Origin of the sequence: Luteimonas salinilitoris, from assembly GCF_041300785.1 — a bacterium.
GTDB lineage: Bacteria > Pseudomonadota > Gammaproteobacteria > Xanthomonadales > Xanthomonadaceae > Luteimonas > Luteimonas salinilitoris.
Genome location: NZ_JBFWIB010000001.1, coordinates 146,390 through 163,057, shown reverse-complemented (window position 1 = coordinate 163,057; position 16,668 = coordinate 146,390). Strand labels below are relative to the sequence as shown.

Sequence of the window (16,668 nt, the reverse complement as noted above, 5' to 3'; positions counted from 1 at the left end):
GCCTCGCGACAATGTGGAAGTCGCCGATCATTCCCAAAGAACCCACTTGCCTTCTTCCGCGCAGGCTCAGTCGGGCGCGAATACTCCGCTGGAGAGATCGAACCACGGGGTGCACAGCGTCTGCTGCCGCTCCGCCAGCGCGAACGACGCCTGCCAGACTTCGACTCCGTCGACCTCTTCGGGCGCGCTGAAGTCGGCCTCGTCGAACGGCGCCACGCCCAGGCACCAGCGCATCCGCTTCGGCGCTTCGGCGGTCGGCGCGGTGAAGGCGAACGCGCCTTCGAGCGTCTCGCCGGCCGCGAGCTTCGCCGCCAGCGGTACCGGCGGCACGGTCGGCGTCGGCTGCGCCAGCGGCAGCGCGACGTGGCTCAGGGTGACGTCGTCGCCGTCCTCGCGAAAGGTCGGGGCACCGACCGCGCCGCCATGCTGTCGCCCGGTCAGCACCGCATGCCGGTTGCCACGGTCGAACACGGCGAGGTCGGCATCCGCGGTGTTGTGCACGCGATAATGCACCTGCAGCGGACCGCCGGCTGCCGCCCGGAAAGAGACTTCGAGGCGGGCGCCCTCGCCCTCGACGGTGGTGCTGGCGGCTTCGGTACGGGCCATGGCGGCGGTCTCGGCGGAGGTCTGGACGGAGGCATCGCCCACCGGCGGCACGCCGTGCGCGCACGCCATCGTCGTGCTCAGCAGCACGAATGCCGCGGCATGGCGCGGCCGGGGGCGCGGGAATCGCGTGGACATTCGGCTTCTCCCTCGGGCGGATGCCGCTGCCCGAAGCTTAATAGATGACGAGCGACCCGCGATGAACGCGGGCCGCCCGTCCCTCCTTCCGTGGCAGGTCGCGATCGCCGCTCAGCGGTCGGTCACAAGGCGTAGCTGGGACGATCCGGCAACCCGAGCTCGCGGCGGATGCCGTTCTCGGTCAGGTGGATCGGGTTGTGGGTGGTGGGCGGCGTGTCCGGGTTGCCGTCGAAGTCGAAGGGTTCCGCGGAACTCTCCAGGCCTACCGCCTGGCGCTCGGCATTGGGCACGCGGCCGGAATCCGGGCCTTCGCCGACATAGGTGCCTGGCTGGAAGGTGCCGTTGACGCCGTTGTAGGCATGGGACATCTCGTGATACAGCACCACGACGGGTGCCGGGAAGGCGTCCATGTGGAAGGACGGGTTGTAGCTGATGTCCACGTCGCCGCCGGCGCCCGGCCGACCGTTGACGATGTCGGCATCGTTGCTGAAGGTCTGCGCATAGCCGTTCTGCTCGTTGGCCAGCTCCTTGATCGTCACCGTGTTGCCCTTGGCCTCGGCGGCGGCATCGAACTCGGCCAGCATCTGCTGCCCGTTGGGCGATGAGCGCAGGAACTCCATCTCCGCCTCGACCCGCTGGCGGAAGGCGTCGGATCCGGTCACGGTGATGCCGTGCGTGCCGACGCTGGCGTCGATCTCGACATTGACCACCGTCGGCTTGGCGCCGGTGGCGGCGTTGATCAGGTCGCTGGCCTGCGCGTAGACGGTGTCGGCGCCGGTGGCGCCCTCGACCGTATCCTTCCCCTGGCCCGCATAGATCGCGTTGCTGCCGGCGCCGGAATGGATCACGTCGTCGCCCAGCCCCCCGGAGACGATGTCGTCGCCCGCGCCGACGTGGATCTCGTCGTTGCCTGCCCCTCCTTCCAGATAGCCGTCCTGGCCACCCCCGCGGATCTCGTCGTCGCCGTCTCCCCCGTAGACCACGTTGATCCCGGCGCCCCCCTGGATCTCGTCGTCGCCCGCATTGCCGAAGATGTCGTTGCGGCCGCCGAGGCTCTCGATCACGTCGTCACCGATGCCGCCGTCGATGCGATCGTCGCCGTTGCCGGTCGCGATGCGGTCCTCGCCCGCGCCGCCATCGACCACCATGTTGACGGTCACGTTGGATGCGGCCGCGATGGTGTCGTTGCCGCCGCCGGTGCGCAAGGTCAGTTCCTGCTGCTCGGTCAGGCGGACCTCATAGCTCTCGCCGTTGACCTCGATGTCCAGGGTGCCGTCGTCGCGCTGGCTGACCTGGACGTCGTCGTCGCCTTCGCCGGTGGTGAACACCACCTGGTCGCTGCTGACGTAGGTCTGGAAAGGACCGGCGCTGGCGACGGTCTGCTCGCGGGTGACGGTGGCCTGCTCCCCCTGGTGCAGCTCGGCGTTGCGGATGGTCTTGCCGTCGGGCGTCCGGCGGTCGGCCAGCGGCGAGCCGGCGTCGTTGCCGTCGATGGTGACGGCGCCGTCCGTGGCACTGTCGCGGGAAGGGTCGACGGCGCCGATGTCCTCGCCTTGCAGCGGCGCCTCGGCGAACCGGTCCTCGTTGCGCGCTGCATTGTCCCAGTAGGTCTGGGTCGGCTGCGACGCGGTGGGACTGGTGGCGGAATCGAGGCTGATGGACATGGCGGGGCCTGCGCGGTAACAGTACGGTGACGTATAGATACGCAAAGGTACGGAACCGGCCAAGCTAGGGCGTACCCCATGCTGGGGTCGACCCGAGGGCGCAGGAGACCGTGCCGCGGTGCAACAAAAAGCCGCGTAAAATGCCGTGGCTTCCCTTATCCCCTGTGCGCGGCCTGCCGCGCACGCAACTGCTGGAGCCGTACCGCATGGGCCTGGACCACGTCCCCACCGGCAACAACCCGCCGGACGAAATCAACGTCATCATCGAAATCCCCAAGGACGCCGAGCCGGTCAAGTACGAGGTCGACAAGACCAGCGGCGCGATCTTCGTCGATCGCGTGCTGTCCACGCCGATGCGCTACCCCTGCAATTACGGCTACGTGCCGCATACGGTCTGCGGCGACGGCGACCCTGCCGACGTGCTGGTGATCCTGCCGCTGCCGCTGGTCCCGGGCTCGGTGATCCGCTGCCGCCCGGTCGGCGTGCTGAAGATGTCCGACGAGGCCGGCAGCGACGAGAAGCTGCTCGCGGTGCCGATCGACAAGGTCTTTGCCGGCTACGCGCACGTCGATGATCTCGACAAGGTGTCGCAGCACTGGCTGGAGCGCATCGGCCACTTCTTCGAGCACTACAAGGATCTGGAGAAGGGCAAGTGGGTGAAGATCGACGGCTGGGGCGACGCGGCCGAGGGCAAGCGGATCCTCAACGAGGCGATCGAACGCTACGCCAACGGCTGATCGCCGGCTGGTCGCAACCAGGAACCTGTCGATACCCGTCAAAAATGTTGGCGAAGCAGGAGACTGGCGGTCCGCTGATCCGTGGGGAATCCGCGGCTGTCGGGTATCCCGAACTTGTTCCACCACAGGTCGACCTCGACACCCAGCCACAACTTTCCGTCGGCATGGCCCAGTGCATGGCCCAGGTCCCACTTCAGCTGCGGGACCACGTGCAGGTTCCAGCTGTGCGGGCCTCCAGGGGCGACGTAGTCGAAAAAGCCATCGATCATGAACCGCTGTCGACCCACGGTGAACGGCCGCGCACCGGTCACGGTGAGCTGCCAGGTGTCCCAGTCGCCGCGATGGAAATCCTTGCGCGCATAGACGTTGACCTGCAGATAGTCGAACCCTGCCGCATCGAGGTCGAAACCCACGCCCAACAGGCCCGACTCAGTCGTCCGGCGATCGCGTCCCAGTTCGTAGGTGGCCGCGATCAATACGTCCTCGACCGGACCGGCCCGCCATGGATGCCCGGTGAGCTTGCCCAGGCTCAGCCGGGGTGAAAACTCGCCATACCAGCTGCTGCGATGCCCGGCGCCATCGTCACGCGAATAGTGGAGCGAGTCGACGAACCAGTAGAGGTCGCCGAACGACCAACCACTGACCTGCTCGATGGTGAACGTGGTCTGCGTCTTCGGCTCGACCTTGAAACCGGAGCCATGCAGCAGCGAGACGCTGGTATCGACGAACTGGACAACGCCATCGCCGGACCGGGCCGGCAGCGGTACGCCGGCCAAGCCCGACATGAAAAGCACGGGCAGGAGTGTGGTGGCGACAGCACGACCGGCCATGTGGACTCGCTTCCTTTGTCGACCGTTCAATGTCCCGCGCGACCACGCAGCGCACGGACGGACGCGGCATCGACCGGGACCTCCTGGCCGCCGTGGCGTTGCCGCAACCAGGTCGCCAGATCCGCGACCTGTTCGTCGTCCAGCTCGTCGCCGAATCCGGGCATGTCCTGCATCCGCGCCGCGCCCGGGAAATCGTGTTCGGGCAGGCCATCCAGAATCGCCACCAGCAGATTGTGCGGATCCGGGTCGCGTACGCTGCTGTTGCCGTGCAGTGCGACCGCCACGTTGGGCACCCCCCTGGCATTGCGCCCATGGCAACCCGAGCACAGGTTCATGTAGGTTTGCCGGACATCCCCGGAAGCGGCGACCGGCATCCCCGACGCCATCGGGACTGCATCCGGGGGCGTGTCGCCCAGCAGGTAGGTCGTCATGGCATCCACATCGGTTTCATCGAGCCGGCTGGTGGACAGGTTCACCACCAGCAGCATTTCATCCGAGGCCACCGCATGACCTGCAACGCCGGTGGCGAGGTAGCGCGCCAGCGCCTTCCTGTCCCAGCCCCGTGCCGCCAGCCCTTGCGGGGTGATGTCCGGCGCCGCGAACAGGCCGAGTTCGGGATTGCCGACCAGCGGCCGGTCCTGATCCATATGTCCGAGAAAACCGCGGGGGGTATGGCACTCGCCGCAGTGGCCGAGCACATCGACCAGGTAGCGTCCGCGCTGCCATTCCGGCGATGCCCCTTCCGATACCGGTGCAATCGGATCCCCGCCAAACAGCAGGTCCCAGCCGTAAAGACCGAGGCGGAAGTTCGCCGGAAAGCGCAGGTCATGGTCGGTATTGGCCTGTTTCACCGCGGGCCGGGTCATCAGGTAGGCATAGATCGCGTCGCTGTCCTCGCGCGTGATCGCCCTGTAGGACACGTACGGCATGGCCGGGTACAGCCGGTAACCGACGCGCGACTTGCCCTCGGTCATGGCCTCGAAGAACTCCTCGGCGGTGTAGCGGCCGATGCCGTGGTCCGGGTCGGAGGTGATGTTGGTGCCGTACAGGGTGCCGAACGGCGAGGCCAACGGCACGCCACCGGCAAACGGGGCACCGTCGGGCGCGGTATGGCAGGCGGCGCAGTCGGCGGCGTCTGCCAGATAGCGGCCCTTGGCGATCAGCTCCGCGCTCGCCTCGACCTGCTGCACCGGCGCGCGTCCGGCCCACCAGCGCGACACCCCGATGAACAACAGGTACAGCAACCACAGCGCCACCAGCACGATCAGCGCCCGGAACAGTCGCTTACGAGTGAACAGGCTCATGACGCACCCTCCGTGCTCGAGCCACTGACCAGGCCGGGGGTTTCGAGGATCAGTTCCTTCACCGCCTGGTAGTAGCGCACGTAGCCGGTGCAACGGCACAGGTGCGGGTCGAGCGCCTCGGTGATGGCGTCCTCGACCTCGTCGGCATCGATCGGCGACTTGGCCAGCCGCTCGAGCAGCACGGTGGCGGCATTGACGAACCCCGGCGTGCAGTAGCCGCACTGGAAACTGAAGTGATCGAGGAACGCCTGCTGCACCGGAGAAAGCTCGACGAGCTCTCCGGAGTCGTCGCGCTTCGCATGGCCCTCGACGGTGCGGATCGGCTTGCCCTGGAAGTAGTGCGCGCCGGTGATGCAACTGCGCACTTCGCGCGGGCCACGCTCGTCGTCGACGATGACCGTGCACGCCTTGCACTCGCCCTGGCCGCAGCCAAGACGGGTGCCGGTCAGGCCGAGGTATTCATGCAGTACATCGACCAGCATCATGTCCTCGGGCACATCCATCGGGCCGCGCGCCCTGCCGTTGATCTGCAATGTCAGCGGCCGCGTCTTGCTCGGTTCGATGCTCATGCGGTCGACTCCTCCAGCTCGGACCGATCGGGCTTGGCCTGCCCAGCCCCGGTGTTCCCACCCGCCAATGCGGTGCGAACCTTCTCCGCCGTCACCGGCAGTTCGCGGAAACGCAGGCCGGTCGCGTGGGCGATGGCGTTCACGATCGCCGGTACGACGGAAATCATGACCACCTCGGCCATGCCCTTGGGCGGATCGGTCGCCGACAGCGCCGGCAACACTTCGCCGCTCTGCTTCCACACCGCCACGTCTGTTGCCCGCGGCAGGTGGTAGCGGTTGAAATTCCAGGTGCCGTTGCCGGGACCTTCCTCGTACAGCGGCAGGTCTTCGTGCAACGCGTGGCCGATCCCCATCGCCAGGCCGCCCTGGAGCTGTCCCGACACCAGCTCCGGCACGATCTGATTGCCGCACTCGAGCACGGAGTGGTGGTCGAGCAGTTCGACTTTGCCGCTTGCGGTGTCGACCGCGACCTCGGCGATGGTGCCGATCGCACTGTAGTAGACCACCCCCGCGTTGTTGCGCTGGGTGGGTGGATAGTGCACGCGCGTGCGTTCGACCACGCGGTAGCCGTTCGCGCTCGGCTTGCCCTTCGCATGCTTGCCGGCCGCCTCGGACTGCCCGTCGCCCCAGCGCAGGGCCACGCCATCCAGCGGCAGGCGGGCATCGTCGCCGGCAAGCGGGAAATCGGCCTCCGCCCACTGCCAGCGGTTGAAGCTGTGCACCACCGCGCCGGTCGCCAGACCCAGCTCATGCGCCTTGGCTACCAGCTGCTCGAAGTCCAGCGGCGTCAGGCCATGCGCCGTCAGGCGGCCTTCGACCCAGCGGGCGTCCTCACGTCGGACGGCCAACGGCGCCAGCTGGCCGCCGCCGAAGCCGTCGCTCCAGATCGCCAGCGCCGCGGGCCACAGCCCCTGTGTGAACAGCAGGCGCGCGGCCTCGCGCGTGGCATGGCTGAAGAAGTACGCGGAGTTGCTTGCGCTGCTCGGACTCATCAGGTGCGGGGTCCAGCGCGCGTCGCCGACATGGCGGTCCTGCTCGGCCTGCGGCATCAGCCATGGGTCGCCGGTTTCATGCATGGGCAGTTCCGGCCATTCGGTCTCGCCGGTACGCACGCTGTCGGCCGGCCGGCCCAGCCATTGCGCGCACACCAGGGCCTGGCTGGTCGCCATGCCGGTGCCCATGTCGATACCGATGTGGCGCAACACCACCCGGCCATCGCGATCCACGGCGACTTCGGCGAAAGCCGCCTCCGCGCCGGTGCCGAAATCCTTTTGCACGCAACCGAAGCCAACGCCATAGCGCTTTCCGGGGTGCGACGCCTCGTACTCGGTCTTGCGCTCGGCGCGTTGCGTCCACAAGGGGTGTTCACGGCATTTGGCAAGCACCTCGTCGGCCCGCAGCGCACCTCCGGCGATCGCGCCCTGCGTATTCTTCATCCCGCTGGTCAATACGTTGCGCTGGCGCAATTCGATCGGATCGATGCCCAGCTCCTCAGCAACCTCATCCACCAGCATCTCGGTGGCGCCCATGCTCTGCAGCGTGCCATAGCCCCGCGCCGACCCTGCATCGAGCGCGCGCGAAGCCGTCACCGTGACCGCCAGGTCGTTGCGTGGAAAGTAGTAGATCGATTGCGCCGCGGTGGCCGCTACCAGCCCCACGGAAGGCGAGAAGTTCCGGCGTCCCCCGCCATTGCCAACGAAGCGGGTCTGCAGCGCATCGAACTTGCCGTCACTGCGGTCGACCGAGATACGGTAGTGCATGCGGAAACTGTGCCGCTTGAGGCTGGACTGGAACTGCTCGTAACGGTCATTGGCCAGCCGGACCGGACGGCCATCGCCATACAGGCCCGCCATCAATGCAAGGAAAGGAAACGGGCTGTGGTCCTTGGCGCCGTAGCCCACCGTGTAGCAGGGGTGCAGGACCAGCCGCTTGATGCCGAGTCCGCTGGCGGCCAGCATGCGTGCACCTTCCTCGGCGACTTCGTGCGGCGACTGGGTGGCGACGACCAGGTGCACGGTCCCGCTGTCCGCGTCGAACCAGCCGTTGCCGTTGTCGAGTTCGAATGCCGCCGTGTCGATCGATTGCGAGAAATATTCACGCTCCATCGCCATCCGGGCATCGGAAGGCGCATCCAGGTCGGCGCCAATCGCCTTCGCGTGCGCCATACCCTGCGCGTCGACCGCGCCGTTGATGTCGGCCGTCGCCCACTCGGGCGTGTTCTTCCGGTATCCCTTCGGGAATAGCGGCGAATCCTTGAGGCTCGAATAGGCGTCGTGGTCGAGCGGCGTTTCCCCGCCTACGCGGACATAGCGGAAGCTCGCCCAGGGCGAGCGCTCCAGCGGGCCGGTCTTTTCACCCCAGCGGATGACATCGTGGCGGAACTTGAGCGCGCTCTTGCCCGCGCGATAGCGGTAGAAGTCCCACCAGACGAGCAGAGCGACGGCCTGTCCGAGATAAGCCGGCGTCTTGCCCTCCGGCAGCAGCATGTCGTCGCCGAAGAATGGCGGGATCACGATATCGTCGCGCTCCAGTTCGGCTGCAGTGACGATCCGGTCCGGCTGCAGCTCGTCCCCGAGCATGGACAGGTCGAAGCCCGCGTATCGATGGTCGGCCGACGTGGTGCGCAGCAACATCGCATGCGCCTGGGTGGAAGGCCAGCCGGGAAGATCGCGGCTGCGCATGTCGAAGCTGAAAATCTTCTCGCCCGTGACCTTGGCAGTCGCATCGACGCGATAGCGGACGCGGCCGGTCTTCGCATCCCAAGGCAGCGGACGCAGCCGCTCTTCCTCGAACAGCGCGGCCAGCGCCCCGCTGCCGGGCGCCGCTACATAGACGGACACCCCGGCGATGACACTGCACTTGAGAAAATCCCGACGGCTTAGGCGAGCGGTCATGAGCTGCGATCTCTTCGTGGCTATCCCCATGCCAAGCATGTTGGACCGGCCATCGTCGGCGCGTGAAAACCCACATTCGCGCCGATCGATTGAAGAAGAGGCTGCCTGCGTTGAAGCTCGCCATGCTCGCTCCAACTTACACTCAATTCGTATGTGGTCAGCTCGCGGGAGGACTTGCGCTTCCAAGAGTGCGCCCATGCCGGGCGCACATAAAAAAGAGGCGGGCCATTGGCCCGCCTCTTCCTTTGCATTGCTTCTGGTTACCCAAAAGTATCAGAAGCGCTGCTGGTACTGCATGTACATGAACCGGCCGATGTCGTAGCCGCCGTAGTAGGCCGAACCGGACGCCGGGTTGGAGTACATCGGAGCCGAATAGTGCTCGAACACGTTGTTCGCACCGACGGACACCGTCGCATTCCACGGCGCGTTCCAGCGGACCTGCACGTCGTGGAACGTGTTGGAGCCGACCCGGTTCTGCGGTGAGATCGCACCATCGAGATCCGGCGCGGTGTAGTCCGGGTCGGTGCACAGCTCCGGGTAGTCCGCCACGCTAAGGCAGCTTTCCTTCACGCCCGAGAAGTAGCGGGTGGTCCACGTCACGCCCACATCCCCCAGCTCCCACGTCAGGCTCGCATTCGAGCGGAGACGGAAGTTGATGCCCGCACCGCCCGAGAACGCATTCCGCTGCTCCGGCGGGATCGCGTCGTCGTTGTCCTGCTTCAGTTCGTTCTTCGACACGTACGTGTTGAGCCAGGACAGACGGAAGAGACCGTAGTCGGTGTCCATCGAGTAGTTCACGTCGAGATCGTAACCTTCGGTCTCCTGATAGCCAGCGTTGATGCCGGCATAGAAGAACGAGGTGATCACGCCGTTCTCATCACGGGTAAAGCGCGAGCCCGTGGGATCGGAACAACGAGATTCGATGCCGCGGACATAGCAGTCATCGAGCACCGACGTCGGCAAGTCGCCGATGATCGTGTTGTCGATGCGGATGTTCCACCAGTCCAGTGCAACGTTCAGGCCCTGGGCGAACGAGGGGCTGTAGACCAGTCCCAACGTCTTGCTGACCGACTCCTCGGGCGTCAGGCCGGGGTTCGATCCGGACGTGAAGGCGCGATCGGACTGGTCTTCGCGGCTTTCCGAGAACCCGTCGGGCGTGTTGGCGCGCTGACGGAAGTCCGCCGGCACGTCGGCCAGGCAGCGCTCGCTGCCGGCAGCGATGCCGTACACGCTGTCGCACGGATCGGCATAGAACTCGAACGACTGCGATTCGCCACCGAACAGGTCGTTGACCGACGGGGCACGGAAGCCCTGCGACCAGGTACCTCGTACCAGCAGGGACTCGATCGGCTTCCAGGTGAAGCCGGCCTTGCTGTTGGTGGTGTCGCCGAAGGTGTCGTAATCGGAGTAGCGCGACGCGAGGTTCAGCGTCAGCTCCTGGGCGAACGGCACGTCGGCAAGCAACGGGATCTGCAGCTCGGCGTAGATTTCGTCGAGGCTGTATGAACCACCGGTCGGACCGGCCGCCAGATCGGTCGAATCACCGGTCTGGGCCAGCGCGTCAGGCGAGAAGCTGCCCGACTCCTTGCGATGCTCGACGCCGACGGCCACACCCAGGTCGCCCGCGGGCAGCGTGAACAGCGTGCCACTGATGTTCGCGAAGTAGGCGCGGGTTTCGGTTTCCGACAGCGCCTGGCCCGGCTTGTACAGATAGGCCTGCACGTTCGGATCGGCAAGGCTGTTCTCTGCGTCGTAGCCGAACGGGATCAGCGGGTTCCACGGGGTGCAGGCGTTGGGGCCTGTGCCCAGGGTGATCGGATTGTCGGGGGTGCCACACTGCAGCATGCCGTCCGCATTGCGGAACGAGGCACCCGTGGCACGCGCAACATTGAGCGTGTTGAGGTTGCCGGTGCTGATCTGCACGCCCTTGTTCTGATTGTAGAGATGGCCGACATCCCAATCGAAGAAGCGGCTGTCGCCGAAGTCGAACGAACCGCGAACGGTGTTGCTTATGCGGTAGGTGGTCAGGCTGTTGAGCACTTCGCGCGGCACTTCCCAACCGCGACGGATGTAGCTGACCGCCTCGCCGACCGGATTGAAGAAGCTGTCCTCCGACAGGCCACCGGCGCTGTTGGCGAAAGCAGCGCTCTGGAACGGATAACCGGCATTGCGCGCATACGAGTCGCGATCCGAATACAGCAGGTCGGTCTCGAAGCTGATGTTGTCGGTGATGTCGACGATGGCGTTCATGAACGCCGACTTGCGCTCGATGCCGCTGTAGACGGTCGATTGCTCGCCCGGGTAGGTCTGGTCGAGCGCCGGGTCCACCGGTCGGTAGCTGGCGAAATCGGTCGGGTCCAGGTTCGGCACGTCGCGGCGCAGGGTGTAGTTCACGCCGTTGAAGTTGAACTGGCCTTCCTTGCGCGCGCCCGAGGCGCCGCCCGGAATCGGAGCGCTGTTCGGACCGGTCGGGAAGGTATCGCGCGAGAACCAGCGATCCGGTGCGAACACCGGGCTTTCCTTGGCGTATTCGGCGCCGAACGTCAGCGACGTGCGCTCGCCGGTCGAGCCGACGACGATGTCGTAGCGCTCGACTTCACCGTCGCCCTCGCCCCACTGGCCGTAGTATGCGCTGGCTTCCGCCCCATCGAAGTTGCGGCGGGTGATGATGTTGATGACGCCGGCCACGGCATCCGAACCGTAGATCGTGGACGCGCCATCCTTGAGGACCTCGATGCGCTCGACCATCGAGGTCGGGATCGCGGAGACGTCCTGCAGGCCACCCGTGGTGATGCCCAGGCGACGGCCGTTGACCAGCACCAGCGTACGCTCCGGTCCGAGGTTGCGCAGGTCGATATACGTACCGCCTACGGCTTCACCCGAGCTCAGCGGGGAGGCACGACTGATCGCCGGCGATCCTGCGGAGGTGATGTTTTCCAGAATGTCGGCAACCGAGCTGTAGCCTTGGTTCTGGAGATCTTCGCGGGTGATCTGAAGAACGGGCTGCGCGGTCTCGAGGTCGACCTGGCGGATGCGCGAGCCGGTCACTTCGATGCGGTCCAGGGTGGTGGCGTCCGAAGCGCTGGCCTGCTCCTGCGCCGAGCCGATCGCAGGTGTCATGGCCATCAGGATGGCTGCCGGGAGCAGCCCCCGCCGCAGTGCGGGAGTACGAAGATTCATTGATTCTCTCTCCAGAGTAACGTTAGTGAGGCGTTAAAACGCACTCGGCACGTTACGGGCGTGCACGCGTCGCTGCTTTGCGACGGGGGCTCGAAGACTTTGCCGAGTCTGTCCGTACATGCACGGACGGGCAGGCACGTGCCGGCGGTTACGCGAATGAAGCATTCGTGTGCTTGCCGGCCGTGACCGCCGCCGGAAGCCGTCTCGGTGCATGCACGCTCGACGGGTTCGCCTCCCCGGCGCTTCGCAGCGCCTCTTCCCTGTAACGGGTCGCCGGCATGCCGAACCGCGCCCGGAACGCGCGGGCGAAGCTGCAGCAGTTGTCGAAACCGCTGGATGCCGCCACCTCGCCGATCATCATCGACGTGCTGCGCAGCAGGTCGGCCGCGCGCTCCAGGCGCAGGCGCGCGGAGAGCGCCTGCGGGCTCTCGTCGTACAGGCTCTGGAACGCCTTGGAGAAGTACCAGCTGGAGAAGCTGGTGAGGTCCGCGAGCTCGCCGACCCGCACGACGCGGTCGCTGTTGCCCTCCAGGAACAGGCGCGCGCGTTGCATCCGGCCGAAGACCTGGCGTTTGCGGCTTCGCGACCGGCCCGGGCAGAGGCGGACGCGCTGCGCCAGTTCGCGCTGGACCGCCGCCATGTGCAACAGCATGGGCCGAATCGCTTCGGGATCGCACGTTTCGGCCGCTGCCCGCCACAGCCGCAAGGCAGTCCGGGCATCGGACGGCGCGAGGCGACCGCGGCCGCTGTACAGCATGCAGTCGGCCAGCCTTTCCAGCGATTTGAGGGCCTCGCTGCCCACGGCCACCCCGACGCACAGGCCGTGCGCGTCCACCTGTACGAGCGGGCCCGAGTCGCGCTCGAGCACCATCCATTCGCCACGCCGGAGCTGGAAGCGGCCCTCCCTGGCTTCCACCCAGCCGTTGCCGCGCAGCTGGATCCAGATAGTCAGCGCGCCGGTTGCCGACCGCACCCCGCCCAGGCGCGAAAGGCCGATGCAGCGGTTCGTATCGGCGTCCTCGGCGGAGTCGGAGGAAACCGGACCGAGCAGTTGGCCGCGATCGGCCCAGAACGTTTGCTGCATGTCGCATCCATCATTGCCAAAGTAGGTTGATGGATGTGCCCGAATCGCGGACCCGATTCAGGAAATTCGCCGGAGACTTCGCCGAAATCGCGCCGATGCCCGATCCGAAGGATTCACGAAGTGCTTTTTTCGAATGAATTCAGCCACCTGGCGATCCCTAGCAGGAACTTCACGGGCGACTCGGGAAGCGCCATGAAGCCGATGTCGGTGCCGTCCTCGGTCGCCAGCGCCACGTACACGGCCCCGGTCCGCGCATCGACGCTGAAACCATTCGTGCTGCCGAGCTTTTCCGGGTCCAGGCAATAGGTCGCCGGTGCGCCCGAGTCGATCCGGCTCAGCCGCGCACGACAGTCGGGCGAACGATGCAGATAGTCGATGCCGCCGTCGCCGGTCACCGCCCAGGTGCGATAACGCCAGCGCGCCGGCATGGTGGCATCGACCTGACGAACGCTCTCCGGCCTCAATTCCAGGTCGGCCTGCCACAACCCGTCGCCGGACAGGCGCGTGAACAGCACACGCCGGCGCACCGGGTCGAACCGGGCCTGCGATACGCCCTCCACCACCTGCAGCGCGCGCCAGGGCGTTCGGCTGCGATCGTACAGGATCAGCCGCATGTCGCCGTTGCCGGTTTCCGCACCGATCAGCAGCTGCGTCGGATCGGGCAGGTAGACCGCCTGCAACGGCCGCTCCAGCGGGATCGGCAACCGCGTCGCCCGCCCGGTCTCGGGAACGACTTCGTAGATCGACGCCCGCTCGCGCTCGTCCCACCCGGCCACCAGCAACTTGCGGCTGTCCGCCGACCACACCGGCGCCTGCCGGGTTTCGGGGCGCACGCCCTCGAGCGGCCGCAGCGATCGGGGGCGGGACAGGTCGGCATGCCATAGCTCGAACCGGCCCGACCGGTCCGAGGTGAACACCAGTTGCCGTCCGTCCGGCGAGATCGTGGGCTGGGTATCGCGGCCGGATGACTCGAACAGGCGCATCCTGGTCACCGGCGCGTCCGGCGAGCCCAGCGGATCGACCCGGTAGATGCCGAACTGCGGCCGCCGGTGCACGAACGCCAGCATTCCCGTCGGAGCCGAGACCGCCGGGCTTTGCGCGTCATCCAGGCCCAGGTCGTCTACCCTGCCGCGGGCCACGTCCAGGCGATACAGGCGCGCCTGGCTGTCGACGCGGCGGCCGAACAGGATCGAACGGCTGTCCGGCAGCCAGCTCCAGCCGCGGATCTCGGTGCCCAGCCTGGTCAGCGGCTCCGGCTTGCCGCCCGCGGCGGGCATCCGCCACAGGTCGCCCAACTGCGGGTTGCGCACGAATGCGATCCACTTGCCGTCCGGCGAATAGCGCGGCGCGTAGTCGAAATCGTCCTCGCCGACGTCGTAGTCGAGTTCGCGCCAGCGGCCCGTCGCCAGTTCGAGCACGCGTATGCCGGGGCTGGGATCGGATCCGGCCATGGTCCCGAACAGCAGTCCATTGCCATCCGGCGTCCAGTCGAAACTGAGCAGGTCGTTGTGGTCGCAACGCGCCACTTCGCGCTCGTCGCCGCCGCCGTTGGCGGCGACGATCATCACCCGGCAACGACCGTTGCGCTCGGTACGGGCGAATGCGATCTCGCGGCCATCCGGCGACCAGGCCGGAAGGCTGTCGGAGACATCGGCGGCGGGCGGCTCGCTGAGTTGCCGCGGTTGTGCGCTGCTGGTGGTCTGTACCAGGATCACGGTGCCGCGTCGTCCGCGTACGGTGGCCGCATACGCCACCATCGACGCATCCGGCGACAGCGTCGGCGACAGCTCGAACCCGGGTGCGGAAGTGATCAGGCGATAGGGCCTGGCGGGTGCGCCGACGCCGTGCGCCGGATCAGGCACCGCGGCGGCCGGCGCCCGGGCGGCGCGCATCAGCATGAATGTCCCCGAGACCACTGCCAGCGCCAGCACCGTGACGCCGGCGACGAAGACCCGGCGGGTCACGCGTGGACGCGGCGCGTCGGATGCGGCGACGGGCGCAGGCGCGGGCTCGGCGGAAGATGCCGGGGAATCGCCGGGCTCCTTGCCACCCGACTCGCCGTCGGCCAGCCATTCCACCGTCGCCGTCAGGCGGTAGCCATTCTTGGCGATGGTCTCGATGTAGCGCTTGCCTTCCGCGGCGTCGCCCATGCCGGCACCGAACGCCTTGCGCAGCTGGGTCACCGCCTGGGTCAGGACATCGTCGGTCGGCAGCGTGCCGGGCCACACCTCCGCCAGCAGTGCGCTCCTGCTCACGACCTTGCCGGGATTGTCCGCGAGCAAGCACAGCACCGCCATCGCCTTCGGCGTGACGCGCTGCGGACCGCGCGCACCGGGCATGTGGATCTCGCGCGTGGAGACGACGGCGAGACCATCGCCGATCCGCATGCGATCCGACGATGCGGATCGATGTGAGGGAGGAGGCGTTTGCATCAACAGAAGCGGAAATCGGGGCGGCAAGGATGCCGTCACATGCCTGAACACCAAGCCAGCCGCCAGATTGCGCAAAGAGCGGCGGCACGATCGGACAGGTGCGATCCGGCCGCGGATTCTACCGTATCGATGCCGCCGCAATTGTCGCCGGCGGCGCAAGTTCCTCTCTCTCTCTCTCTCTGCTCTGCAACGTCTTGCGCGCCTTCGGGCGCGCTTCTTTTTTTTGCATCGGCTTCCACCCGGACGCACCCGATACGCGCACGTGTCGACGCGCTTTCGGTGCCGGCCATACTGCCGGCGCGCGAACACCGTACCAATGGTGCACGTCGAAGCATCGGCACGGGCAGGACGCCGCAGCCGCGGCGACGTTCCGGCCCTAGGGGCACCACTAGCTGGCCGCGACAGGCCTCCCGCCCTAGCCTCGTGTCCTTTCCGACTGGAGCTGGCTTCGAGATGGATGCCGCAGGCGCACTTACCGCGAGTCCCGCTACGTGGGCGATACCGCAGTCCGCGTTCGATACGCGTATGCACGCGCTCGAAGCCGCGGCGGTGGACACGGATCTGCCGCAGCACATTTCCGATCTGGCCGAACGCGGCGAACTCACCTCGTTCCTGACGCAGACCGACACCGCCGTCGCGCTCGCCGAGTCGGCGCCGGTCTTCGCCGGACAGCTTGACCCGCTCCTCGACCGGATCCGCGACGGCCTGTCGCAACTGCCGGTCGAACGGTTGCCCGCGGTCGAGCGGGACGCGGTGGCGGCGACGCTCGAGCGCCTCGATGCGCATCTGGGGCCGGTCGATGGCCCTGCGCCCGGCGGGGAGGTCCCCGGCGGCGGCTTGCAGGCGCACGAGGACGCCGGCGGGCACCTGATCGAGCGCCACGTCGGCAAGAGCGAGCAGGCACTGGTCGACCGTGTGCGCAGCGAGAACATCAGCGCCGCGTCCAGCTTCCGCGACCTGCCCGAGGCCGAGCACTTCGTCGCCGCGACGCTCGCCGAACACGACGACCGCATCGACGCCTGGCTCGGCGGCGAAGGCGGCAACCGCCTGGTGGTCGATGCCCGCTTCGACGCCAGCACCGGGCTCTCGGTGGCACGCGGCGAGAGCCGGGCCGAGGACGTGTTCTCGGTACGGCTGGTGCTGGAACGCTCGGATCGCCTGGACATCGGCTATAGAATCGTCACCGGCTATCCGTCCGCGCCGTGAGTCTCGATGACCGCCGAGTCCCTGCTT

At 67.1% G+C, this 16,668-nt stretch carries 11 protein-coding genes; 2 read left to right on the top strand and 9 right to left on the bottom strand.

All coding sequences use genetic code 11. The features are described 5' to 3' along the window. Positions 1 to 66 precede the first annotated feature (66 nt). Both AB5T46_RS00680 and AB5T46_RS00675 read right to left on the bottom strand, forming a co-directional pair. Positions 67 to 741 (bottom strand): hypothetical protein, encoded by a 675-nt coding sequence (locus AB5T46_RS00680; protein ID WP_370561870.1) that lies wholly within the window; start codon positions 739 to 741, stop codon positions 67 to 69. A 122-nt stretch (positions 742 to 863) separates the two neighbouring features. Next, positions 864 to 2,405, bottom strand: coding sequence for a M91 family zinc metallopeptidase (locus AB5T46_RS00675; protein ID WP_370561868.1), 1,542 nt, complete (start codon positions 2,403 to 2,405; stop codon positions 864 to 866). 206 nt (positions 2,406 to 2,611) lie between these two features. On the opposite strand from AB5T46_RS00675, the gene ppa reads away from it, so the two are divergent. Then, positions 2,612 to 3,142, top strand: coding sequence for an inorganic diphosphatase (gene ppa, locus AB5T46_RS00670; protein ID WP_370562415.1), 531 nt, complete (start codon positions 2,612 to 2,614; stop codon positions 3,140 to 3,142). Positions 3,143 to 3,180: 38 nt separating this feature from the next. Here ppa and AB5T46_RS00665 read toward each other — a convergent pair whose 3' ends face one another. The 7 genes from AB5T46_RS00665 to AB5T46_RS00635 form a co-directional block, all read right to left on the bottom strand. Next, positions 3,181 to 3,972, bottom strand: a complete 792-nt coding sequence (locus AB5T46_RS00665; protein ID WP_370561866.1) for an outer membrane protein OmpK — start codon at positions 3,970 to 3,972, stop codon at positions 3,181 to 3,183. A gap of 26 nt (positions 3,973 to 3,998) precedes the next feature. Beyond that, complete coding sequence (locus AB5T46_RS00660; protein ID WP_370561865.1) at positions 3,999 to 5,276, bottom strand: c-type cytochrome; 1,278 nt, start codon at positions 5,274 to 5,276, stop codon at positions 3,999 to 4,001. Continuing rightward, a complete protein-coding gene (locus tag AB5T46_RS00655) occupies positions 5,273 to 5,845 on the bottom strand; it encodes a (2Fe-2S)-binding protein (protein WP_370561863.1) in 573 nt (190 codons plus the stop codon). The genes AB5T46_RS00660 and AB5T46_RS00655 overlap by 4 nt, the downstream gene beginning before the upstream one ends. Continuing rightward, entirely contained in the window at positions 5,842 to 8,874 is a 3,033-nt protein-coding gene (locus AB5T46_RS00650) for a xanthine dehydrogenase family protein molybdopterin-binding subunit (RefSeq protein WP_370561862.1), read from the bottom strand. Before AB5T46_RS00650 ends, AB5T46_RS00655 begins: the two co-directional genes overlap by 4 nt. Positions 8,875 to 9,012: 138 nt before the next feature. Continuing rightward, on the bottom strand, positions 9,013 to 11,919 hold the full coding sequence (locus AB5T46_RS00645; protein WP_370561860.1) for a TonB-dependent receptor domain-containing protein: 2,907 nt from the start codon (positions 11,917 to 11,919) through the stop codon (positions 9,013 to 9,015). Between the two features lie 148 nt (positions 11,920 to 12,067). Further along, positions 12,068 to 13,003, bottom strand: a complete 936-nt coding sequence (locus AB5T46_RS00640) for a helix-turn-helix domain-containing protein (protein ID WP_370561859.1) — start codon at positions 13,001 to 13,003, stop codon at positions 12,068 to 12,070. A 113-nt stretch (positions 13,004 to 13,116) separates the two neighbouring features. After that, positions 13,117 to 15,390 (bottom strand): winged helix-turn-helix domain-containing protein, encoded by a 2,274-nt coding sequence (locus AB5T46_RS00635; RefSeq protein ID WP_370561857.1) that lies wholly within the window; start codon positions 15,388 to 15,390, stop codon positions 13,117 to 13,119. A gap of 570 nt (positions 15,391 to 15,960) precedes the next feature. Here AB5T46_RS00635 and AB5T46_RS00630 point away from each other — a divergent pair. After that, complete coding sequence (locus AB5T46_RS00630) at positions 15,961 to 16,641, top strand: RNase A-like domain-containing protein (protein WP_370561856.1); 681 nt, start codon at positions 15,961 to 15,963, stop codon at positions 16,639 to 16,641. The last annotated feature ends 27 nt before the right edge of the window (positions 16,642 to 16,668 follow it).